Genomic DNA, 20197 nt, shown 5'->3' on the forward strand with positions numbered 1-20197 from the left:
GGTGAACGGAATGACCATCAGAGCCGCATTTTCCCCCTCACCCAGGCCCTCTCCCCAGAGGAGAGGGGACCGTTCGTACTCGCATTTTTGTGGGGATTCCTCACGATGTCGGGTGGCGGTTTGCCGAGAGTCATTTTTGCGAGCGGCTTTCCGTAATACGAAAAAGCGTTACCCCTGAAACGTGAAAAATGCCACAATAGTGGCTGTTTATACAGTGTTTCAGGTTTATCGATGGCCCTCACCGCCGCGCTAAAAGCGCAAATTGCCGCCTGGTATAAGGCGTTGCAACAACAGATTCCGGACTTTATTCCTCGTGCACCGCAGCGGCAGATGATCGCCGATGTGGCGAAAACGCTCGCCGGGGAAGAGGGGCGGCATCTGGCCATTGAAGCGCCGACAGGCGTCGGTAAGACCCTGTCGTACCTCATTCCCGGCATTGCCATCGCCCGTGAAGAACAAAAAACGCTGGTGGTCAGTACCGCCAACGTCGCCTTGCAGGATCAGATCTACAGCAAAGATTTGCCGCTGCTGCGTAAAATTATCCCCGATTTACGCTTTACCGCTGCCTTTGGGCGTGGGCGCTACGTCTGCCCGCGTAACCTGACCGCGCTGGCGAGCACCGAGCCTTCGCCGCAAGATCTGCTGGCCTTTCTGGATGACGAATTAACCCCTAATAATCAGGAAGAGCAGAAGCGTTGCGCGAAGTTGAAAGCCGATCTCGACAGCTACAAGTGGGACGGCTTACGCGATCATACGGATCAGGCTATCGAAGACGATCTCTGGCGGCGGCTCAGCACCGACAAAGCCAGTTGTCTCAATCGTAATTGTCACTACTACCGTGAATGCCCGTTTTTTGTCGCCCGGCGTGAGATCCAGGAAGCCGAAGTGGTGGTGGCTAACCATGCGCTGGTGATGGCGGCGATGGAAAGCGAGGCGGTGCTGCCGGAGCCGAAAAACCTGCTGCTGGTGCTGGATGAAGGCCATCATCTGCCGGATGTAGCGCGTGATGCGCTGGAGATGAGTGCCGAGATCACTGCCCCCTGGTTTCGTCTGCAACTTGACCTTTTCTGCAAGCTGGTGGCGACCTGCCTTGAGCAATTTCGCCCGAAAACCACGCCGCCGCTGGCGACGCCCGAGCGCCTGAATGCCCACTGCGAAGAACTCTACGAACTGATTGCTTCGCTTAACAACATCCTCAATTTATATATGCCCGCCGCCCAGGAGGCCGAACACCGGTTTGCGATGGGGGAGTTGCCCGACGAAGTGATGGCTATTTGTCAGCGGCTGGCCAAACTCACCGATATGCTGCGCGGGCTGGCTGAACTGTTTCTCAACGACCTGAGCGAGAAAACCGGCAGCCACGACATTGTGCGTCTGCACCGGGTTCTGTTGCAGATGAACCGGGCGCTGGGAATGTTTGAGGCGCAAAGCAAGTTATGGCGGCTGGCGGCAATGGCGCAGGCCTCTGGCGCGCCGGTCACGAAATGGGCAACCCGTGAAGTGCGCGACGGGCAACTGCATATGTACTTCCATTGTGTTGGCATTCGCGTCAGCGATCAGCTGGAAAAACTGCTCTGGCGCAGCGTGCCGCATATTGTTGTGACCTCTGCGACCCTGCGCTCGTTGAACAGTTTTTCGCGGCTGCAGGAGATGAGCGGGCTGAAAGAGAAAGCAGGTGATCGCTTCGTGAGTCTGGATTCGCCGTTCAATCATGTTGAGCAGGGCAAAATCGTCATTCCACAAATGCGCTATGCCCCGCTGGTAGAGAACGAGGCGGAACATCTTGCCGAGATGGCGGCTTATTTTCGCGAACAGGTTGAGAGCAACGCTCACCGGGGGATGCTGGTTTTGTTCGCCAGTCAGCGGGCGATGCAGCTCTTTTTGACGTTTGTGACCGATCTGCGCCTGTTGTTGCTGGTGCAGGGCGATCAGCCGCGCTACCGTCTGGTGGAACTGCACCGTAAACGTATCGACGGCGGCGAGCGCAGCGTGCTGGTGGGGCTGCAGTCCTTCGCCGAAGGGCTTGATTTAAAAGGTGACTACCTTACCCAGGTACATATCCATAAAATTGCCTTCCCGCCTATCGACAGCCCGGTGGTGATTACCGAAGGCGAATGGCTTAAAAGCCTCAATCGATACCCTTTCGAGGTGCAAAGTCTCCCCAGCGCCTCCTTTACGCTGATTCAGCAGGTGGGGCGTTTAATACGTAGCCACAGTTGTCACGGTGAAGTGGTCATTTATGACAACCGCCTGCTCAATAAAAGCTACGGCAAACGTCTGCTGGACGCGCTGCCGGTTTTTCCTATTTCCCAACCAGATGTACCAGACGTTATAGTGAAGAAACCGAAACAAAGCCGCCGTAAGCGCCGCTGACATTGTGAGCCTGTAAGGAGTTTTGATGGATTACCGCAAAATCATTAAAGAGATTGGCCGGGGAAAAAATCATGCCCGCGATCTGGATTTTGATACCGCCCGGGGGCTTTACACCCGGATGCTGGAGGGTGATGTACCCGATCTGGAATTGGGGGGCATCCTGATAGCTCTGCGTATTAAAGGTGAAGGCGAAGCGGAAATGCTCGGTTTTTACGAGGCAATGCAGCAACGTACGATGCGCCTTACGCCGCCGGTCGCGAAACCGATGCCGATTGTTATCCCAAGCTACAACGGTGCGCGTAAACAGGCAAACCTGACGCCACTACTGGCTATTTTATTGCACAAACTGGGTTTCCCGGTGGTGGTCCACGGCGTCAGCGAGGATCCGACGCGGGTAGTCAGCGAAACCATTTTCGCGCTGCTGGGTATTGAGGCGACGCACCATGCGGGTCAGGCCCAGGCACGGCTCGATGGACATCAGCCAGTGTACATTCCGGTGAGCGCGCTGTGCCCGCCGCTGGAAAAACAGTTAGCGCTGCGCTGGATAATGGGCGTGCGTAACAGCGCCCATACGCTGGCGAAACTGGCCACACCGTTTGAGAAAGACGCCGCGCTGCGCCTCTCCAGCGTGTCGCATCCCGAATACGTCTCGCGTGTGGGGAAATTCTTTAGCGATATCGGTGGGCGAGGTTTGCTGATGCACGGAACGGAAGGGGAGGTTTACGCCAATCCACAACGCTGCCCGCAGATCAATCTGATTGATGCGCAGGGAAGCCGCGTTATCTATGAACGTCAGGATGAACTCACAGATGTCGTTCTGCCTGCGGCCAAAGATGCCGAAACCACGGCTAAATGGATTGAACGCTGCCTGGCCGGAAGTGAGCCTGTTCCTCAGTCGATAAAAATTGAGATGGCGTGCTGCCTGGTGGCAACCGGCGAGTCAGAGACGCTTGAGAGCGCATTAGCGCGTATCGACGCGAGTTTTTAAGCGTGGTTCAAACGAAAAAAAGCCCGTCTCATCACTGGACGGGCCAAAAAGGGTAACAACAACAGGGTCAATGAGGGTTGGAGCAGTGTCCGTCGGAGGGTCGCCGACGGGGTAAAACATTCTTATTTGTAGATAACCGCAGTACCGCTCATTTTATTATTGCTGTTCGCGGACGTGATGCTGTAACCCGTTGCGCCAGCGGCGGCTGCTTTCTCAGCCAGTTGTGCTTCAAGGCCGTCCAGCGTGGTCGCGCCGTCAGCAGATACTACACCGACTTTATTCATGCTCTGTGCCTGAGACGGGCTGATAGCCTGTGCAGCGAAAGCACCGAAAGAAAGGGTTGAAAGAGCGATAGCGGCTACAGCATATTTGATGGTTTTCATGGTCATAATCTCGCAGGTTATTCTGTTAAGGAGACGTTGTTCCGTCGATGTGATAAGTATCACGGTTTTTTGCGAGAGATAAAATCTAAGAGAATTGACGACCTTGTTCTAAAAAATTGAACAATCACCAAGTCAATGAAATTATTGTGATTTATTGATGTAAATTATGTGTTTTGCCGTTTCGGCAGCCGCGGGGTTTTTTTCTGGCACAGAATGCTACTTTATCTGCGGAATTTTGTGCGCAAGAAAGCAACCGCTTGCGCTGATGAGACAGGTAAAGAACAGTCAACGAAGCTGGCTATCCTTCGATCCTCTGCGATTATATCCTGCATGTGTAGAGTTATGTAAATCTTTCTGTTGCTGGCATTGCAGACAGAAACGAACGCCAGGAATCGCTTTGCGACGCGCTTCCGGAATCGGTTCGCCGCACTCTGCACACTCTTTAAGGCTTTCTCCTTTCGGCAAGTCGTGACGCGCACGCGCCACCGCATCTTCAATGGTGCTGTCTATTTGATCCTGTACCGCCCCGTCATTTGCCCAACCGGATGCCATTGTGATTTCTCCTCAGTGAGTAAGGACATATCAGTATAATATTTGCGCAAATATTCGCCATTTCAATGTGTGGGTGAACGAAACAGTGTCCACCTGACACATATTTATATTTTAGCGATCATCCGGACGACGCATATCAAAACGCTGCGCGTCGGTAACGGTGTAATAGGCCGTCGGGCCACCCGCGCGCAGGATCGGCTGCGCTTTGGCCGTCTGGTAGATGCCATTTTCAAGCAGGGATTCATCAATATGAATGGCAACCGCCTCACCCAGTACCAGCCAGCTATCCAGCGCCTCACCGTTTGCTTTGGTCAGTTGAATGCACTGGGAGAGGCGGCACTCAAAATGCACCGGACTTTCTGCGACACGCGGTGCTTTAATAATGCGGCTGGCAAGCGGGGTCAGACCGCTAAAGGCGAACTCATCTTCGCCGTGCGGGAGTGAGGCGGATGTCTCGTTCATACGCTCCGCCAGCGCACGGGTCGTCAGATTCCAGACGAACTCTTTGGTCTCACAAATATTGCGCACGCTGTCTTTCCAGCCGCTGCTGGCAAAGCCGATAATAGGCGGGCGGTAATTGAAACAGTTAAAGAAGCTGTACGGGGCGAGATTCTGTCGCCCTTCACCATCGAGCGAGGAGATCCAGCCGATAGGACGCGGGCCGATAATCGCATTGAGCGGGTCGTGGGGCAGGCCATGGCCTTGAGACGGTTCGTAAAAATACATTGCGAGTCCCTTTGGGAAGCGAGTTTCTTTAGCCTCACTTATTTACCCTGCCGCCGTCAACGGGTATCTTACGCCGCTGCCAACAGGAGAAAGCCATGAAAGCCCAGAAGCCGGGATTGCACCCGCGTAACCGTCACAATAGCCGCTACGATCTTGACGCCCTTTGCGCCACGATGCCCACATTGCGTGAATTTATGATTACCAGTCCGGCGGGCGAACCGACGGTTAATTTTGCCGATCCCCTGGCCGTGAAAGCGCTGAACAAAGCGCTGCTGGCGCACTTTTATGACGTAAAAGAGTGGGATATTCCGCCGGGCTTTCTTTGCCCACCCGTTCCAGGTCGCGCAGACTATATTCACCATCTTGCCGATTTGCTCGCCCAGGACACGGGCGGGGCTGTTCCGTCGCAGGCCAGCGTGCTGGATATCGGTACCGGTGCAAACTGTATCTATCCGCTGATTGGCGCCCATGAATATGGCTGGCGCTTCACCGGCAGCGAAGTCGACAATGCCGCATTCGCCAGCGCGCAGGCGATTATCAATGCCAACCCTGGCCTGAGCCGTTCAGTGCGTTTACGTCGACAAAAAGATCCGGCGGCGATCCTGGCGGGCATCATCCATAAAAATGAGCAGTATGATGCCACGCTCTGTAACCCACCTTTTCACGACAGCGCGCAGGCTGCGCAGGCGGGCAGTGAGCGTAAACGCCGCAATCTTGGGCTTGATAATGACGCGGCGCTCAACTTCGGCGGCCAGCAGCAGGAGCTGTGGTGCGAAGGCGGGGAAGTGGCGTTTATCAGCAAGATGATTGATGAGAGCAAACAGTTCGCGCGTCAGGTTCTTTGGTTTACCTCGCTGGTTTCTCGTGGTGATAATTTACCGCCGCTATATCGCGCGCTGACCCAGGCCGGTGCCATTAACGTGGTCAAAAAAGAGATGTCACAAGGGCAGAAGCAGAGCCGCTTTATCGCCTGGACATTTCAGGATGAGGCCCAGCGCAAGCGCTGGGCGCAAACCCGATTTAAGGCGCAGGCTCAACAGGCGGCTGCGGCGCGTTAACCGCTTGTGGCGCAGGGGTACTGCCCGGCATGGGCAGTATCTGGTAGGTTTGTACCGGCGCGCGAACGTCGGCTAAATCGAAGTGTTTTTTCACCATGCTGTCCAGCGCAAAGCGCACTGTCCACTGTTTGAGCGGCAGCGTGGTGCATGTCACCCTCAGCGTAAACGCGTTATTGGTTAGTCCGACCAGCCCGGCAAATGTCGGTTCGCCAATAATCAGCCCGCGAATATCCTCCATCTCCATCAACTCCGCGACCGCATCTTTTAACGCCTGATTCGCTTTTTCCGTGTTTTCGTGGCGATCCACATCATAGTTGGCGACAACCGAACCGATCCCGCGTACAAAGTTGGCAAAGGTGGTAATCGATGACCACGGAATAATATGGTACGCCCCGGTGTCCTGGCGTACGCCAACGGAACGAATCGACATCCGTTCAACCGTACCGGTGAGCGGGCCAATGGTCACGAGATCCCCGGTATTCATCCCATTTTCAAACTGAATAAAGATGCCGGTAATAATATCTTTCACCAGGGTTTGCGAACCGAAAGAGATCGCCAGACCCAGCGCCCCTGCACCCGCCAGCAGCGGCGCGATATTAACGCCTATCTCCGAGAGCACAATCATCACCGTGATGGTACTGATCACCACCGCCAGCGCGTTACGGAACAGGGTTAACAGCGTACGGGTTCGCGCGCTGGGAAGCGGCCTGCCGTGAATATCGGAGGCGAGGCGGTTTTCGATAATGCTTGCCAGCACCGTCCAGCCTACGGCGGAGAAAAACAGAATCAGGGCAATGCGAATAATAATATCAACCGCTTTTTCGCCTGCGCCATAGGTCAGCCAGTACCAGAAATCGAACAGGCCCCAGGCGTTGAGCAACAGCAGTACGGTGGCGCAAACAATGAGGATACGTGCCGCTTTCATCGACGCAGAAAGCCAGCCGTTAAGCCGCTTTTGCAGTTCCGGGTAGTTACGCTGCACCTGCGGTGACAGGGTGATGGTCTTATTAATCCAGCGCGACAGCATGCCGGAAAGGAACGCCGCGATGCTTAAAATCGCCACACTGTGCAATGACGCTCCCATCATAAATTTCAGGCTGTTGCCGGGATCGAAGAGCGAGAAGAAGAACAGCACGATGAAGTAAGCGCTGGCGAGCCAGTGCCAGATAAGCGCGAAAGCGCGAATAAACAGGCTAAAGAAGGCGAGTGAATGGTCCGCCAGGTGGATCAGGTTGTGCTGGATAATGCGCTTATTGCGAAAGATCAGGTACAGCGCCCAGACGGTAATACAGAGCATGATGGTCACGTTAGCCAGCGCGCCTACCTGCACATTCACCTGATTGGAGATAATCGGCACGGCGACAAGCAAACCGTAGCCGATGAGGCTGCTCAGCGCACTGAGTCGCAGATGCCAGTAGCGGGCGGTGTCGTCCTCAATACGAAATGGGCGCAGCTCTGGAATGCGTGGACAGAAGATAAGCCGCAGAATGGCTTTAAAGAATTCAATCAGAGCAAAAGCATTTAAAAACAGGCTTTGCTGAAAAGCGATGGTCCGGTTTCCATTATTCAGATTGGCGCTAAGTATCTGACCGACAAACAGCGTTAGCGCCAGCAACAGCAGGTCAACGATAAACGCCCCGATAATCATCGCCGGGAGTTGTAACCAGTTATTGCGCTCACGGTTTTTATTACGCCCCCAGTAACCCATTTTGCGGTACAACGGCATCACGGCAAGACGCACCAGCAGCCAGAAGGCGAACACCAGGATGGCGAGCAGTAAAAAATGCCCGGCGGCGCTGGTAAAGGTTTCCGGGTTAAACGCCTTATGCGGAGAGCCGGTAATGTTGCGATAGAGTTGAGCAAACCGCGACGCGAACTCTTCACCATAGCGGCTGCTGACTTCCGTAACGTTCTCCAGTACCGTTTTTTGCTCAACGATTTGCGGTGGCGTAATGACGGGGACGGGTTCCTGTGGCGGTGTCGCTGCGACTTTGCGCAGTTGGTCAATCAGTTCCTGGCGTGATTGCGGGTTATCCAGCACATCGGCCAGCGCGGCATAGGCGGCTTTTTTCTGCTCAATATCAGGAGGTGGGGTTTCGGCGGTGGGCTGTGTGCTCGTGGCCCCGGTTGTGACGCCGGGAATACCAGCCGCCTGCGCAGGCAGCCAAATAAGACTGATGAGTAACAGGATCCACGGCATGGGTGCCTCCGGCGAGAAAGTCCAGCAAAATGATAAGTATAGATGCCGGGAAATGCGTCGAAGGAAATGAGATAAATCCGGGGAAAAGGGGAGATAGCCCTCTTCCCGACGGGAAGAGGGTAGCGACAACTCAGGAGACGTGCTGCAAGAATTCCTGCAAGCGCGGGCTTGGCGGGTTCTCGATAAGCGTCTGCGGATTGCCGTCTTCGGCAATACGGCCTTTATCAATAAAGATCAGACGAGAGGCCACTTTCTCGGCAAAACCGATTTCGTGCGTCACGATAACCATCGTCATCCCTTCTTCGGCCAGATCCTGCATGACTTTCAGCACCTCATGGCGCAGCTCCGGGTCGAGTGCGGAGGTCGGTTCATCAAACAGCATCATCTTTGGTTTTACCGCCAGCGCGCGGGCGATAGCCACACGTTGCTGTTGGCCGCCGGACAACTCAGACGGATAGTGATGCGCGCGCTCGGCAAGGCCGACTTTCGCCAGCAGCTCTTTTGCCAGTTTCTCGGCTTCGTCTTTTTTCGCACCGCGCACGCGCAGCGGACCAAACATAACGTTTTCCAGCGCGGTCAGGTGTGGAAACAGATAAAACTGCTGAAACACCATCCCGGCTTCCTGACGGATCAGACGCTCGTCAACTTTGGGATCGTTCACTTTCAGGCCATCAACAATCAACTCACCGCTGGTGATCTCTTCGAGCTTGTTGATGCAGCGCAGCAGGGTAGATTTACCTGAGCCCGACGGTCCGATAATCACCACCACTTCGCCCTGGGTAATGTTCAGGTCGATGTTATGCAGCACCTGGGTTTGACCAAAGTGCTTGGAGACATTTTTAAATTCAATCACAGGATTTTCATCCTTCTTTCAAGACGACGCAAAATAAAGCTCAGCACCAGGGTGATGATCAGATAAACAACCGCAACGGCACTCCAGATTTCCAGGGCGCGGAAATTGCCGGCGATGATCTCCTGGCCCTGACGGGTCAGCTCGGCGACGCCGATAACAATAAACAGAGACGTGTCTTTAATGCTGATGATCCACTGGTTACCCAGCGGTGGCAGCATACGACGCAGCGCCAGTGGCAGGATAACGTGGCGGATGGTTTCGCCCTTAGACAGCCCCAGCGCCAGGCCTGCTTCACGAAAACCTTTATGAATGGACAGTACCGCACCGCGGGTGATTTCCGCGATATACGCGCCCGAATTAATCATGATGGTGATAACGGCGGCGCTAAAGGGGTCGATACGCAAATCGTTGAATGCCATGGGCAGGGCGAAGTAGATAAACATCACCTGAACAACAATCGGGGTACCGCGAATAATCTCAATAAAAACGAGTGCGATGTGGTTGGCGACCCAGCCGCCAAAGGTGCGTGCGAAACCTGCCGCCAGTCCAATAATCAAGCCGCCAACTAAGCCGAGGACCGAGATCCAAAGCGTCATTTTTGCGCCTTCAATCAGAAGCGGAATGGCAGGCCAAATGGCACTCCAGTCAAACTGCATGATGAATTCCTGTAAACCGTGGTGGAAATATACAAACACCCATAGTGCCGGTTTCCCGGCCTACGGGTGATAAGTCTGCTTACGTAGGCCCGGTAAGCTTAGCGCTGCCGGGCAACACTACCGCACAGAACAAAATATTATTTAGGCTCGGTACCGAACCATTTTTTATAGATTTCGTTGTAAGTACCGTTATCGCGCAGCGTTTTCAGCGCGCCGTTCACTTTTTCACGCAGCTCGTCGCTACCTTTCGGGAACGCGATACCGTACTGCTGTGCTTCCAGTGAATCACCTACCGCTTTGAACTGACCGTTACCTGCGGTTTTGATGAAATAGAGAATGTTCGGGGTATCGTGCAGGACCGCATCAGCACGGTTGGTGCCCAGTTCCATGTATGCGTTGTCAATGTTCGGGAACTGACGCAGGTCTTTGGTTTTGATATTCGCTTTCGCGTAATCAACAGAACCGGTACCGCTCTTCACGGCAACCACTTTACCGTCGAGATCTTTTACGCTTTTTACGTCGTTGTTATTGGCTTTAACCATCACCATCAGGCCGCTTTTGTAGTAGCCATCAGAGAACTCAACCGCTTTCTTACGTTCTTCGGTGATGGTGATACCGGCCAGCGCCAGGTCAACGTTTTTAGTTTGCAGAGCCGGGATGATGCCGCTGAAATCCATCGGCTTTAACTCGTAATCCAGTTTCAGTTCTTTCGCGATAGCGGCCCACAGATCAACGTCGAAACCAACGTATTTGTCACCCTGCTTGAATTCGAAAGGAACGAATGCGGTGTCGGTTGCGACAACCAGTTTGTTTGCAGCCTGGGAAGAAACAGCAAAGGCGAGAGCGAGTGTAGCCAGGGAAAGTTTGAATACAGACTTCATAGTTTTTCCTTTTATATCCACGGGGCGATCCCCTGCGAGAACGTACGCAGTATGAAAAAATCATGCCAGGTTTACAACCTGTTGTTTTGTAAAGAGGCGATCTTCTGAATCTGTGCCCTGAACGAAGCGCAAGTGACGTTGTGCACCATTTTGGGGCTTCATATTGGTGCACATTAACTTCTGCACAGAAAACACGATTATTTAGCGCAGGAATGCACCATTTAACAATCTTTTCTTAACAATTTTGTGAAGTGATGATAACAGTCTGGCGGTCTTTCGGGTGGGGAAGAACAAAATGATGCACCATAAAAGTGCAAACCCCTTTGCCGATGCGGCAAAGGGGTCATCTGGAGTATTTATGTTAGCGGCAGGGCTTATTCGATGTTGGATTCGATAAACCACAGGAATTTATCCAGGTCGCGTGAAGCAGCGGTAAAGATATCTGCGGTATCTTCATCTTTTGCTTCGCTGATGGCTTTACGCACATCGTTCGCGACGATGGCATAACGGTCAGCCAGTTCTTTCAGGTGATCCTGGACGCTGTGGATGTCCAGCGGGTAACTTTTCAGTGCTGTTTTGCTGTTGATGACCTGCGTTGTGCCCAGTGCGACACCACCTAACTGCACCGCACGTTCCGCCATGGTATCAAGGTGATCAACAAGGGCAGTACGGAAGCCGTCGAGCATTTCATGGACGGCGATGAAGTTAGCACCGCGCATATTCCAGTGGGCCTGTTTTGTGATCAGTGACAGGTCAATGAACTGGATCACCTGGCGATTAAGCAACTCGATAGTCGCTTTTTTATCGCTGTCTGATACATCGTTACGGGTATAAAGCAGATTAGACGCTTTCGTTTTAACCAGTTTAGCGGTACTCATAATCTCATATCCTCTTGATGTTTGTGTCCCAGGTAATTATCGAAACTAAGTATAGCACCAGATTTTTGATTGCTGTTTTGGATATACCTATCGGTTCAATAGCAGCGATAAACATACATCGATACTGGAGAGTAATAATTATTATTTAGCCATTCGCGATGCGTATAAATTATCGGGAACGTGGTTTTGGGATGTAAGAATATATATTGAAGTGTGACAATTTATCGCAATGAAACAGCTTTTATTGGCGTGAATGCTTATTCAGCATGATACGATAACCATGCTGAATAATAATTATTACCCTATCTCCACCTTCTCGACTTTTACTTCTCTGCGTAGCGTCATGGTTGAGCCTATTGAGGCAATCACAATGCACATCAGCGCGGCAACCTGTTGAAGAGAAAGTGTTTCACTCAAGAAGATCATGCCTGATACTGCCGCCAGGGCGGGTTCCATGCTCATCAGTGTCCCAAAGGTGCGCGTCGGTAACCGGGTGAGGGCAATCATTTCCAGCGAATAAGGCAGTGCGGTCGATAATATTGCGACCGCTATTCCCAGCGGTAGCACAGACCATTGCCATAATAGAGCGCCGGACTGGAAAGTGCCTAAAGGTACAAAAACCAGCGCGGCTATTAATGAACCCAGTGCAACGGTTGCCGGACCATGTTCTTCCCCGGCCTTATGACCAGAAATAATATATACAGCCCAGCATGCGCCTGCGCCGAGCGCATATGCCGCGCCGGTTAAATCGACATGGGAAACATTGTCACCAAGCGGTAATAAATACCACAGACCGAGCACCGCCAGAATGACCCACAGAAAATCAATGGGGCGACGGGAGCCAAAAAGAGCAACGGACAGGGGGCCGACGAACTCCAGCGCAACCGCAATACCCAGAGGTATAGTCTGAATAGAGAGATAAAACATGTAGTTCATCGCCCCCAGCGATAAACCATAGGCCAGAAGGGGCAGGCGCTGTTCGCGGGTAAAACGCAGACGCCAGGGTTTAAAGATAACCACCAGAATCATCGTACCCAGTGCCAGACGGAGCGCGGTCATTCCCGGTGCGCCCACTATCGGAAATAGCGATTTTGCCAGTGATGCGCCCCCCTGTATCGAACACATCGCAATGAGCAACACCACCACAGATAACCAAACCGGTATCTTACGAGACGACCCAGGCATCCTTTCTCCTGTCAAATTATGTCAATCAAAGTAAAACCTGCAGTCTACTTGAAATAGCCCCGGCTGGTTGAGACTTTGTTGAAAAACAGCGGCTAAAAATACGTAAAATAGATGACAGTTGATGGTTAATTAACCTGTCCGATTAGGAATAATCTGGATGAACATGCCGGGTAACACGCTTCATAATGGCATGTCATGCGGAAAAATGACCGTTTAATGAAAGAGTTAGTAAGCTTATGAAATGTTCTGTTACATGAAATGGGCCATTAGACATCGTTTATCCCAAAGAGTTTCTTAACAATTTTTGATATATTTAAAACTTAGGATTTACTTGAAGCACATTTGAGGTGGTTATGAAAAAAATTGCATGTCTTTCAGCACTGGCCGCTGTTCTGGCGGTATCCGCAGGTTCCGCTTTTGCAGCTACTTCCACTGTTACCGGTGGTTACGCACAGAGCGACGCTCAGGGTGTAGCGAACAAAGCAAACGGCTTCAACCTGAAATACCGCTACGAGCAGGACAACAACCCGCTGGGTGTTATTGGCTCCTTCACGTACACTGAAAAAGATCGCACTGAAGATGGCGTCTATAACAAAGGCCAGTACTACGGTATCACTGCAGGTCCGGCTTACCGTCTGAACGACTGGGCAAGCATCTACGGTGTTGTAGGTGTTGGCTACGGTAAATTCCAGCAGACCGTTGACACTGCTAAAACTTCCGATACCAGCGACTACGGTTTCTCCTACGGCGCGGGTCTGCAGTTCAACCCGATGGAAAACGTTGCACTGGACTTCTCCTACGAGCAGTCTCGCATTCGTAGCGTTGACGTAGGCACCTGGATCGCAGGCGTCGGCTACCGTTTCTAATTCGGCTGGCAATAAAAAATCCGCCTCAAGGGGCGGATTTTTTTTGCCTGCTATTCAGAAATTCGCTTAGCGGTGCGTATCGAAAACATCGGTCGCCAGGCGGTCGTAGTCAATTTTCTGTAACTTAAAGTTGGTAATGTAGACTGGCCCGGCTTTTTGCTCGGACATGAACGGGTAAGAATTTTTAATCTCTTGTGTGGTAATCCCCGTCCACTGCGAGAAGAAGCTCAGGAAATCGTTCGCAGAACGGCGCGCTTTAATCACCCGATGCTTTGTGTCATCGCTCGACAGCACCATAAACGGCACCTGGAAGTTTTGTTTAAACAGGTCGTCATGCGCCAGATATTGCACATCCGTCCCACGCTCTCTGAATGTCAGACCATGGTCAGAGAAGTAGACCATTGAGAAACTGTCATTCGTGGCGACCAGTTGGGAGTAGAGTTTACCCAGCAGTTCATCCGTTGCGGTGATGGAATAGAGATAGCAAGAGGTCTCTTTTGACTGGACGAACTCGCTGTATTTACCGCCGGAGCGCTCGCAGGTTGAAGGGTGTGAGCCCATCAGATGCAGCACAATTAACTGCGGCTGGTTGCGTTTGGTGGCCAGTACCTGATTAGTCAGCTTAAGCAGATCGTCATCACGGGTGTTTTTATCCGCTTCGAAATCACCGCTTTTCAGGAACTGCACTTCATCCGCGCGTTTCGCGATACTGGCAATGGCGGTGTCGTACTCGCCAATTTGCCCCTGATTGGAGAACCACCAGGTCTGGAAGCCCGCACGGTTTGCGAGGGTGACAAAGTTATCCTGATACTGCGGCTTATCATCGACCACACGGTTGAGCGTCAGGCCCAGCGATTTCTGTGTCGAGCCGCTGGCAGAGATGTAATCCATAAAGAATGTGCCATTGGCCTGGCTTTCGAACGGCGTGTTGTTCCAGTGGCCGCCAAAGGCGCCCGCCGCGTCACGGCGTACACTCTCACCAATCACCACCACATAGGTGTGATACTTCGGTTTGACGCCAAGGACGGTCCAGGTGTCCTTCATGCTGGCGAGCTGCGCCATGTTTTCCTGCTCTTTCACCACTTCGTAGTTGTTCACTGCCACATCGCGCACGAAGCGCAGCACCGGAACGCCGGTATCAATGAGCCTGAACTCAAAGCCGCGGAAGTGGTTTTGTACTGGGCCAATAAAATAGGACGCAACGCAAAATACCACGCCGAGCGTATCCCATTTCAGCCACGGGGTTGACGGCTGCGTTACCCGGCGACGCATTGACACAATACCCATCGCAAAGATAAACGCGCCGATAGCGTAGTGGTGCCACGGGAAAATAGTCAGAATTTCCGTCGACTCTTCCATATTGGTCGAGTGCAGGGCCAGCAGGGTATTAAAGTTCGGTGCGCCATAGGCCTGGCCAAACGGGAAATAGCTGGCGGCGACAAGCGAGGTAATACCGATGACAATTTTTTGCGCCCTGGGCGCATGCCGCCACAGTACGCACAGAGCACAGGTAAAGACCACGGCGTACAGGACACTAAATTCATAACCAAGAGCAAAATTAATCAACATTGACTGGAGAAAGTAGAAACCTGTCCACGGATTGATCGTCTGGCTGCGGAAGGCAACGGATTCTTTAAGGATTATGCTCATAGATTACTTCACGAAAACGCCATGTGCTCACCCTGGCGAAAGGGTCAAAACCTGCCGGACAGTGCGTGGAGAGGGGAAGAGGTCCGCTTCTGCGAGCCGCAATTTGTGCAGGGCTGCGCAAAGATAAAGTTAGCCGTGCTGAAGGTCAACACCTGCTACCGTGTCGTTTTGGGAGGGCGGTTGCAAATCAAACAAATAAGTGAAAATTATGTGCGGGCAATCCGATGATAACGGGAGAATGTGACGGAAAAATGAAGCGGCGTACCGCGACGCCGCATTAATGAGAAGTTTTATCGTCTTTCTGTGGCTTGCCGTTAAACATATCACACAGCATGTTCAGCAGCAGCAGACGAACTTTAAATGGGGAGTGAGTAAACACGCTCATGCACCTCTGAAATTCGTTCATATTGACCTCCTTACTGACTTGTTCGCTCCCGACCATCCATGCCCGGTTGAACGTATTACATACAGATATAGCACAGGCTATATTTTATAGCTATGGCTAAGACGTTAATTTTTTGTGCTGGTTCACCTATGGTTTACAATGTGCCTTCTCTTATATGATGCGGGTATCGCGTCACCCCCCCAGAGGAAGCACAATGAACCGTCGCGCAGGTAAGCAAACAATAAAAAAAGTGACGCTGGTAAATGTTGAAGAGCACGTGGAAGGCTTTCGTCAGGTGCGCGAAGCGCATCGCCGCGAGCTGATCGACGATTATGTTGAATTGATTTCAGATTTAATCCGCGAAGTGGGCGAAGCTCGCCAGGTGGATATGGCCGCGCGGCTGGGTGTCTCTCAGCCAACGGTAGCAAAAATGTTAAAACGTCTGGCGACGGTAGGGCTGATTGAGCAAATTCCCTGGCGTGGGGTGTTTTTGACGCCGGAAGGGGAGAGACTCGCCCAGGCCAGTCGCGAACGCCATCAAATTGTTGAAAGCTTTTTACTGGTGCTGGGTGTTAGCCCGGAGATTGCACGCCGTGACGCGGAAGGAATGGAACACCACGTCAGTGAAGAAACGCTTGAGCGTTTTCGTCTGTTCACTTTGCAACAAGGGTTGCCGTCTGAATGAACCTTCCATTCTTTCGCGCGTTACTGCGCGATCGCTTTTTGCTGCTCCTGCTGGTTATTGGTCTGGGTCTCTGTTTTGCCGTTCCTTTTGCGCCTGCCACCTGGCCCGGTGCCATTGACTGGCACACCATTATTACCCTCAGCGGTTTGATGCTGCTGACGAAAGGTGTGGAACTGAGCGGCTATTTTGATGTGCTGGGGCGTCGTATGGTGCGGCGTTTTCGTACCGAGCGGCAACTGGCCATGTTTATGGTCCTGGCGGCGGCACTCCTTTCCACCTTCCTGACCAATGACGTGGCGCTGTTTATCGTGGTGCCGCTTACCATCACCTTAAAAAAACTGTGCGAAATCCCGGTCAATCGGTTGATCATTTTTGAGGCGCTGGCCGTAAACGCGGGTTCGTTGTTAACCCCCATTGGCAACCCGCAAAATATCCTGATTTGGGGACGTTCCGGGATGTCATTCCCGGCCTTTATCTGGCAGATGACACCCCTGGCGCTGGCGATGATGGTGACGCTGCTGGCGCTGTGCTGGTTCTGTTTTTCCAGTAAGACGCTTAATTACCATAGCGGCGTTAAAAACCCGGACTGGCAACCCAGGCTGGTCTGGAGCTGCCTGGGCTTTTACCTGGTTTTTATTACGGCGCTGGAGCTAAAGCAGGAGCTGTGGGGACTGGTGGTGGTAGGCGCAGGCTTCTTATTGCTCGCAAGACGCGTTGTGCTAAGCGTGGACTGGACGTTGCTGCTGGTGTTTATCGCTATGTTTATCGATGTGCATTTGCTGATCCAGTTGCCCGCATTGCACCATTTGCTCGCCAGTACCAGCCAGCTTTCGCCGTCCGGTCTGTGGCTGACGGCGATTGGTCTGTCACAGTTTATCAGTAATGTGCCCGCGACCATTTTACTGCTCAATTATGTGCCGCCAGACACTCTGCTGGCCTGGGCGGTCAATGTCGGTGGATTTGGCCTGTTGCCCGGCTCGCTGGCGAATCTGATTGCGCTGCGTATGGCGAATGACCGTCGCATCTGGTGGCGCTTCCATGTTTATTCCCTTCCCATGCTGCTGTGGGCCGCGCTGGTTGGCTACGGACTATTCCTGGTCAGATAGTGCTGATTTGTCAGTTTATCCTGGCAAATGTATAGCTACCGCCTAAGTTTAGTGAACGGCGTAACTGTGACGCCGTTCACTGACAGGACTGTTGCGTACTATGGCAGAACATTCAACCGCCCCTGAGAACGGGCAGGAAACTCAAACAGAAGAGACGCAAAACCGCAAACGCCCCGGTAAAAAGCCCCTCATCATCCTCGGCATTGTGGTGATTGTGATGGTTGTCGTCGCGCTGGTGTGGTGGTTACTGACCCGCAATGAAGAGACGACAGACGATGCCTTCACCGACGGCGATGCGGTCACTATTGCGCCGAAAGTGGCGGGCTACGTCACTGAACTGCGTGTCAAAGATAACCAGCAGGTGAAAAAGGGCGATCTGCTGGTGGTGATTGATCCCCGTGACGCCACGGCGCAGCGCGATCAGGCGCAGGCGCAACTTGGGCTGGCGACGGCGCAGCTCCACCAGGCGCAGGCACAACTGGATTTGTCAAAAGTGCAGTACCCGGCCCAGCGCGACGAAGCGCGGGCGCAGGTGTTGAAGGCGCAGGCGGATTTAGCGAACGCCCAGGCTGCCTATAAACGCCAGCGCGGTGTCGATCCTCGCGCCACGACACAACAAAATATCGACAGCGCCAATGCGCAGTTACGCAGCGCGCAGGCACAACTGGCGAGCGCGCAGGCGCAACTGGAAGTGGCGGATCAGGTGCAGTTGCAGATTCGCCAGCAGGAGACCAATGTCGAGGCCCGTCAGCGTCAGGTGGATCAGGCGAAAGCGCAGCTTGAAACCGCCGAGCTGAATCTCTCCTGGACTGAGGTCCGTGCGCCGTTCGACGGGTTTGTCACCAAACGTAATGTGCAAACTGGCACCCTGGTGCAGGCGGGTACGGCGCTGTTTTCGCTGGTCTCACCGCAAATCTGGGTGACGGCGAATTTCAAAGAGTCACAGCTTGAACGCATGCGTCCGGGCAATAAAGTGACGGTGAAGGTCGATGCCTGGCCGGATCTGGAGCTGGAAGGGCACGTTGACAGTATTCAGCAGGGGAGCGGCTCGAAGTTCTCTGCTTTCCCGTCCGAGAACGCTACCGGTAACTTTGTCAAAATCGTCCAGCGCGTGCCGGTGAAAATCGTCATTGATAAAGGGCTGGATACGAACCGTCCGCTGCCGCTGGGTCTGTCAGTTGAACCGAAGGTAACCGTGGAATGACAGACGTTAGCCATGAAAACTGGCGACCGGCCAGTAATCCATGGGCCGTCGCCTGGGTGGTGACGCTGGCGGTCTTTATGGAGATCCTCGATACCACCATCGTTAACGTCGCACTGCCGCATGTTGCCGGTTCGCTTTCCGCCAGTTACGACGAATCCACCTGGGTACTGACCAGTTATCTGGTGGCCAATGGTATCGTGCTGCCCATTTCGGCGTTTCTCAGCCGCGTGTTCGGTCGCAAGCAGTTTTTCCTGATTTGCATCGTGATGTTCACGATTTGCTCCTTCTTGTGCGGTATCGCGACGGAACTGTGGCAAATCATTCTTTTTCGCGTGTTGCAGGGCTTTTTTGGCGGCGGCTTACAGCCAACGCAACAGTCGGTGCTGCTGGATTACTTCAAGCCTGAGGATCGCGGCAAAGCGTTTGGCCTCTCTTCGATTGCCATCATTGTTGCCCCCGTCATGGGGCCAACATTGGGCGGCTGGATCACCGATAACTACTCCTGGCGCTGGGTCTTTTTTATCAATATCCCGGTCGGTATTGTTACGGTACTCGCGATTTATCAGCTACTGGAAGATCCGCCGTGGGAGCGTAAATCGGACAAAAAATTGACCATCGACTGGCCGGGGATCGGCCTTATCGCCCTCGGACTCGGTTGCCTGCAGGTGATGCTGGACCGTGGGGAAGATGAAGACTGGTTCGCCTCTGATTTTACCCGCATTTTTGCCGTACTGACGGCAGTCGGCATTGTCGGCGCGATTTACTGGCTGTTGTATGCCAAAAAGCCGGTGGTGGATTTGCGCTGTATGGCAGATAAAAACTTTGCTGTCTCCAGTCTGCTGATGGCGGGTATGGCGATGATCCTCTATGGCAGCTCCGTGGTGATCCCACAACTGGCGCAGCAGGATCTGGGCTACACCGCTACCTGGTCCGGGCTGGTACTGTCACCGGGCGCGGTACTTATTGTGCTGACTATCCCGCTGGTGCTCAAACTGATGCCCATCGTGCAAACGCGCTGGATTATCGCCTTTGGCTTTTTCTGCCTCGCGGCCTCGTTCTGGTGGTCGCGTACGCTGACGCCCGATATCGATTTTGAAACCCTGATGCTGTTTCGCAGCGCGCAATCGATAGGCCTGGGCTTCCTGTTTGTGCCGCTGACCACCATTGCCTTTATTACCATTCCTCGCCAGCTTAATGCCGATGCGGCCGCGCTGTTCACGATGTTCCGCAATGTCGCGGGATCGGTGGGCATTTCGCTTTCCACGGCGGCGATAACCGAACGGTCGCAGGCGCACAGTGCGCATCTGGCCTATAACATGTCGCCGCTTAATGAACAATTCCAACTGGCGGTGCGCGAATCAGCGCAGGCGATCCGCAATTTCACTGCACTGGTGGGTGACCCGATGAATACAGCGATGGGGCAGATGTATAAAACGATGATCGCGCAGTCGCGTTTTCTGGCCTATATCGACGTGTTCACACTGCTCAGTATTGTCGCACTGTTATTGATTCCTTTTTGTTTATTGCTATCGCCGATTAAGAGCGAAGGCAGCGCAGGAGCACATTAA

The 20197-nt window shown here is 53.1% G+C and carries 19 protein-coding genes; 8 read left to right on the forward strand and 11 right to left on the reverse strand.

Annotated features, from left to right (window positions below; all coding sequences use genetic code 11):
* Positions 1-231: 231 nt before the first annotated feature.
* Positions 232-2373: an ATP-dependent DNA helicase DinG gene (dinG, locus tag IP582_RS07555; RefSeq protein ID WP_193795546.1), complete on the forward strand. Its 2142-nt coding sequence runs from the start codon at positions 232-234 to the stop codon at positions 2371-2373.
* Between the two features lie 25 nt (positions 2374-2398).
* Positions 2399-3361 carry a DNA-binding protein YbiB gene (gene ybiB / locus IP582_RS07560; protein ID WP_039077211.1) on the forward strand — a complete coding sequence of 321 codons (963 nt, stop codon included), beginning with the start codon at positions 2399-2401 and terminating at the stop codon, positions 3359-3361.
* A 122-nt stretch (positions 3362-3483) separates the two neighbouring features.
* On the opposite strand, the gene ybiJ is transcribed toward ybiB, so the two are convergent.
* The 3 genes from ybiJ to IP582_RS07575 all read right to left on the reverse strand — a co-directional run bounded on the left by ybiJ (position 3484) and on the right by IP582_RS07575 (position 5022).
* The gene (gene ybiJ / locus IP582_RS07565) at positions 3484-3744 is read right to left on the reverse strand and encodes a DUF1471 family protein YbiJ (protein WP_039077264.1); all 261 of its coding nucleotides are present in this window, start codon (positions 3742-3744) and stop codon (positions 3484-3486) included.
* A gap of 285 nt (positions 3745-4029) precedes the next feature.
* Entirely contained in the window at positions 4030-4296 is a 267-nt protein-coding gene (locus tag IP582_RS07570) for a DksA/TraR family C4-type zinc finger protein (RefSeq protein ID WP_039077210.1), read from the reverse strand.
* A gap of 111 nt (positions 4297-4407) precedes the next feature.
* The gene (locus IP582_RS07575) at positions 4408-5022 is read right to left on the reverse strand and encodes a flavin reductase family protein (RefSeq protein WP_039077209.1); all 615 of its coding nucleotides are present in this window, start codon (positions 5020-5022) and stop codon (positions 4408-4410) included.
* A gap of 95 nt (positions 5023-5117) precedes the next feature.
* Between IP582_RS07575 and rlmF the strand changes: the two genes are divergently transcribed.
* Entirely contained in the window at positions 5118-6080 is a 963-nt protein-coding gene (gene rlmF / locus IP582_RS07580; protein WP_193795547.1) for a 23S rRNA (adenine(1618)-N(6))-methyltransferase RlmF, read from the forward strand.
* On the opposite strand, the gene ybiO is transcribed toward rlmF, so the two are convergent.
* The 6 genes from ybiO to rhtA form a co-directional block, all read right to left on the reverse strand.
* On the reverse strand, positions 6043-8280 hold the full coding sequence (gene ybiO / locus IP582_RS07585; protein ID WP_193795548.1) for a mechanosensitive channel protein: 2238 nt from the start codon (positions 8278-8280) through the stop codon (positions 6043-6045). The genes rlmF and ybiO overlap by 38 nt on opposite strands.
* Positions 8281-8410: 130 nt before the next feature.
* Positions 8411-9133 carry a glutamine ABC transporter ATP-binding protein GlnQ gene (gene glnQ, locus IP582_RS07590; RefSeq protein ID WP_039077206.1) on the reverse strand — a complete coding sequence of 241 codons (723 nt, stop codon included), beginning with the start codon at positions 9131-9133 and terminating at the stop codon, positions 8411-8413.
* Positions 9130-9789 (reverse strand): glutamine ABC transporter permease GlnP, encoded by a 660-nt coding sequence (gene glnP, locus IP582_RS07595; RefSeq protein WP_039077205.1) that lies wholly within the window; start codon positions 9787-9789, stop codon positions 9130-9132. The genes glnQ and glnP overlap by 4 nt, the downstream gene beginning before the upstream one ends.
* A gap of 137 nt (positions 9790-9926) precedes the next feature.
* Positions 9927-10670, reverse strand: a complete 744-nt coding sequence (glnH, locus tag IP582_RS07600; RefSeq protein ID WP_039077204.1) for a glutamine ABC transporter substrate-binding protein GlnH — start codon at positions 10668-10670, stop codon at positions 9927-9929.
* Positions 10671-11044: 374 nt separating this feature from the next.
* The gene (gene dps, locus IP582_RS07605) at positions 11045-11548 is read right to left on the reverse strand and encodes a DNA starvation/stationary phase protection protein Dps (RefSeq protein ID WP_039077203.1); all 504 of its coding nucleotides are present in this window, start codon (positions 11546-11548) and stop codon (positions 11045-11047) included.
* 297 nt (positions 11549-11845) lie between these two features.
* Positions 11846-12733, reverse strand: a complete 888-nt coding sequence (rhtA, locus tag IP582_RS07610; RefSeq protein WP_193795549.1) for a threonine/homoserine exporter RhtA — start codon at positions 12731-12733, stop codon at positions 11846-11848.
* A 353-nt stretch (positions 12734-13086) separates the two neighbouring features.
* Here rhtA and ompX point away from each other — a divergent pair, with 353 nt between their 5' ends.
* Complete coding sequence (gene ompX / locus IP582_RS07615) at positions 13087-13599, forward strand: outer membrane protein OmpX (protein ID WP_039077201.1); 513 nt, start codon at positions 13087-13089, stop codon at positions 13597-13599.
* Between the two features lie 66 nt (positions 13600-13665).
* Here ompX and IP582_RS07620 read toward each other — a convergent pair whose 3' ends face one another.
* Together IP582_RS07620 and mntS are read right to left on the reverse strand one after the other, a co-directional pair.
* Entirely contained in the window at positions 13666-15249 is a 1584-nt protein-coding gene (locus IP582_RS07620) for a phosphoethanolamine transferase (protein WP_039077200.1), read from the reverse strand.
* A 277-nt stretch (positions 15250-15526) separates the two neighbouring features.
* On the reverse strand, positions 15527-15655 hold the full coding sequence (gene mntS / locus IP582_RS07625) for a manganase accumulation protein MntS (protein WP_039077199.1): 129 nt from the start codon (positions 15653-15655) through the stop codon (positions 15527-15529).
* A 193-nt stretch (positions 15656-15848) separates the two neighbouring features.
* On the opposite strand from mntS, the gene mntR reads away from it, so the two are divergent.
* The 4 genes from mntR (at position 15849) to IP582_RS07645 (ending at position 20197) form a co-directional block, all read left to right on the forward strand.
* Positions 15849-16319, forward strand: coding sequence for a manganese-binding transcriptional regulator MntR (mntR, locus tag IP582_RS07630; RefSeq protein ID WP_039077198.1), 471 nt, complete (start codon positions 15849-15851; stop codon positions 16317-16319).
* A complete protein-coding gene (locus tag IP582_RS07635) occupies positions 16316-17425 on the forward strand; it encodes an anion transporter (protein ID WP_193795550.1) in 1110 nt (369 codons plus the stop codon). Before mntR ends, IP582_RS07635 begins: the two co-directional genes overlap by 4 nt.
* A gap of 100 nt (positions 17426-17525) precedes the next feature.
* Positions 17526-18629, forward strand: coding sequence for an HlyD family secretion protein (locus IP582_RS07640; protein ID WP_103245799.1), 1104 nt, complete (start codon positions 17526-17528; stop codon positions 18627-18629).
* Entirely contained in the window at positions 18626-20197 is a 1572-nt protein-coding gene (locus IP582_RS07645) for a DHA2 family efflux MFS transporter permease subunit (RefSeq protein WP_071195617.1), read from the forward strand. The genes IP582_RS07640 and IP582_RS07645 overlap by 4 nt, the downstream gene beginning before the upstream one ends.

Origin of the sequence: Citrobacter sp. BDA59-3, assembly GCF_015167655.1 — a bacterium.
Taxonomy (GTDB): Bacteria; Pseudomonadota; Gammaproteobacteria; order Enterobacterales; family Enterobacteriaceae; genus Phytobacter; species Phytobacter diazotrophicus.

Coding starts and splice junctions, on each gene's coding strand:
- IP582_RS07645 (WP_071195617.1), top strand. CDS start 18,626: ATGACAGACGTTAGCCATGAAAACTGGCGACCGGCCAGTAATCCATGG.
- IP582_RS07570 (WP_039077210.1), bottom strand. CDS start 4,296: ATGGCATCCGGTTGGGCAAATGACGGGGCGGTACAGGATCAAATAGAC.
- glnH (WP_039077204.1), bottom strand. CDS start 10,670: ATGAAGTCTGTATTCAAACTTTCCCTGGCTACACTCGCTCTCGCCTTT.
- ybiJ (WP_039077264.1), bottom strand. CDS start 3,744: ATGAAAACCATCAAATATGCTGTAGCCGCTATCGCTCTTTCAACCCTT.
- dinG (WP_193795546.1), top strand. CDS start 232: ATGGCCCTCACCGCCGCGCTAAAAGCGCAAATTGCCGCCTGGTATAAG.
- mntS (WP_039077199.1), bottom strand. CDS start 15,655: ATGAACGAATTTCAGAGGTGCATGAGCGTGTTTACTCACTCCCCATTT.
- ompX (WP_039077201.1), top strand. CDS start 13,087: ATGAAAAAAATTGCATGTCTTTCAGCACTGGCCGCTGTTCTGGCGGTA.
- IP582_RS07575 (WP_039077209.1), bottom strand. CDS start 5,022: ATGTATTTTTACGAACCGTCTCAAGGCCATGGCCTGCCCCACGACCCG.
- IP582_RS07635 (WP_193795550.1), top strand. CDS start 16,316: ATGAACCTTCCATTCTTTCGCGCGTTACTGCGCGATCGCTTTTTGCTG.
- glnP (WP_039077205.1), bottom strand. CDS start 9,789: ATGCAGTTTGACTGGAGTGCCATTTGGCCTGCCATTCCGCTTCTGATT.
- rhtA (WP_193795549.1), bottom strand. CDS start 12,733: ATGCCTGGGTCGTCTCGTAAGATACCGGTTTGGTTATCTGTGGTGGTG.
- IP582_RS07620 (WP_039077200.1), bottom strand. CDS start 15,249: ATGAGCATAATCCTTAAAGAATCCGTTGCCTTCCGCAGCCAGACGATC.
- ybiO (WP_193795548.1), bottom strand. CDS start 8,280: ATGCCGTGGATCCTGTTACTCATCAGTCTTATTTGGCTGCCTGCGCAG.
- ybiB (WP_039077211.1), top strand. CDS start 2,399: ATGGATTACCGCAAAATCATTAAAGAGATTGGCCGGGGAAAAAATCAT.
- dps (WP_039077203.1), bottom strand. CDS start 11,548: ATGAGTACCGCTAAACTGGTTAAAACGAAAGCGTCTAATCTGCTTTAT.
- mntR (WP_039077198.1), top strand. CDS start 15,849: ATGAACCGTCGCGCAGGTAAGCAAACAATAAAAAAAGTGACGCTGGTA.
- rlmF (WP_193795547.1), top strand. CDS start 5,118: ATGAAAGCCCAGAAGCCGGGATTGCACCCGCGTAACCGTCACAATAGC.
- IP582_RS07640 (WP_103245799.1), top strand. CDS start 17,526: ATGGCAGAACATTCAACCGCCCCTGAGAACGGGCAGGAAACTCAAACA.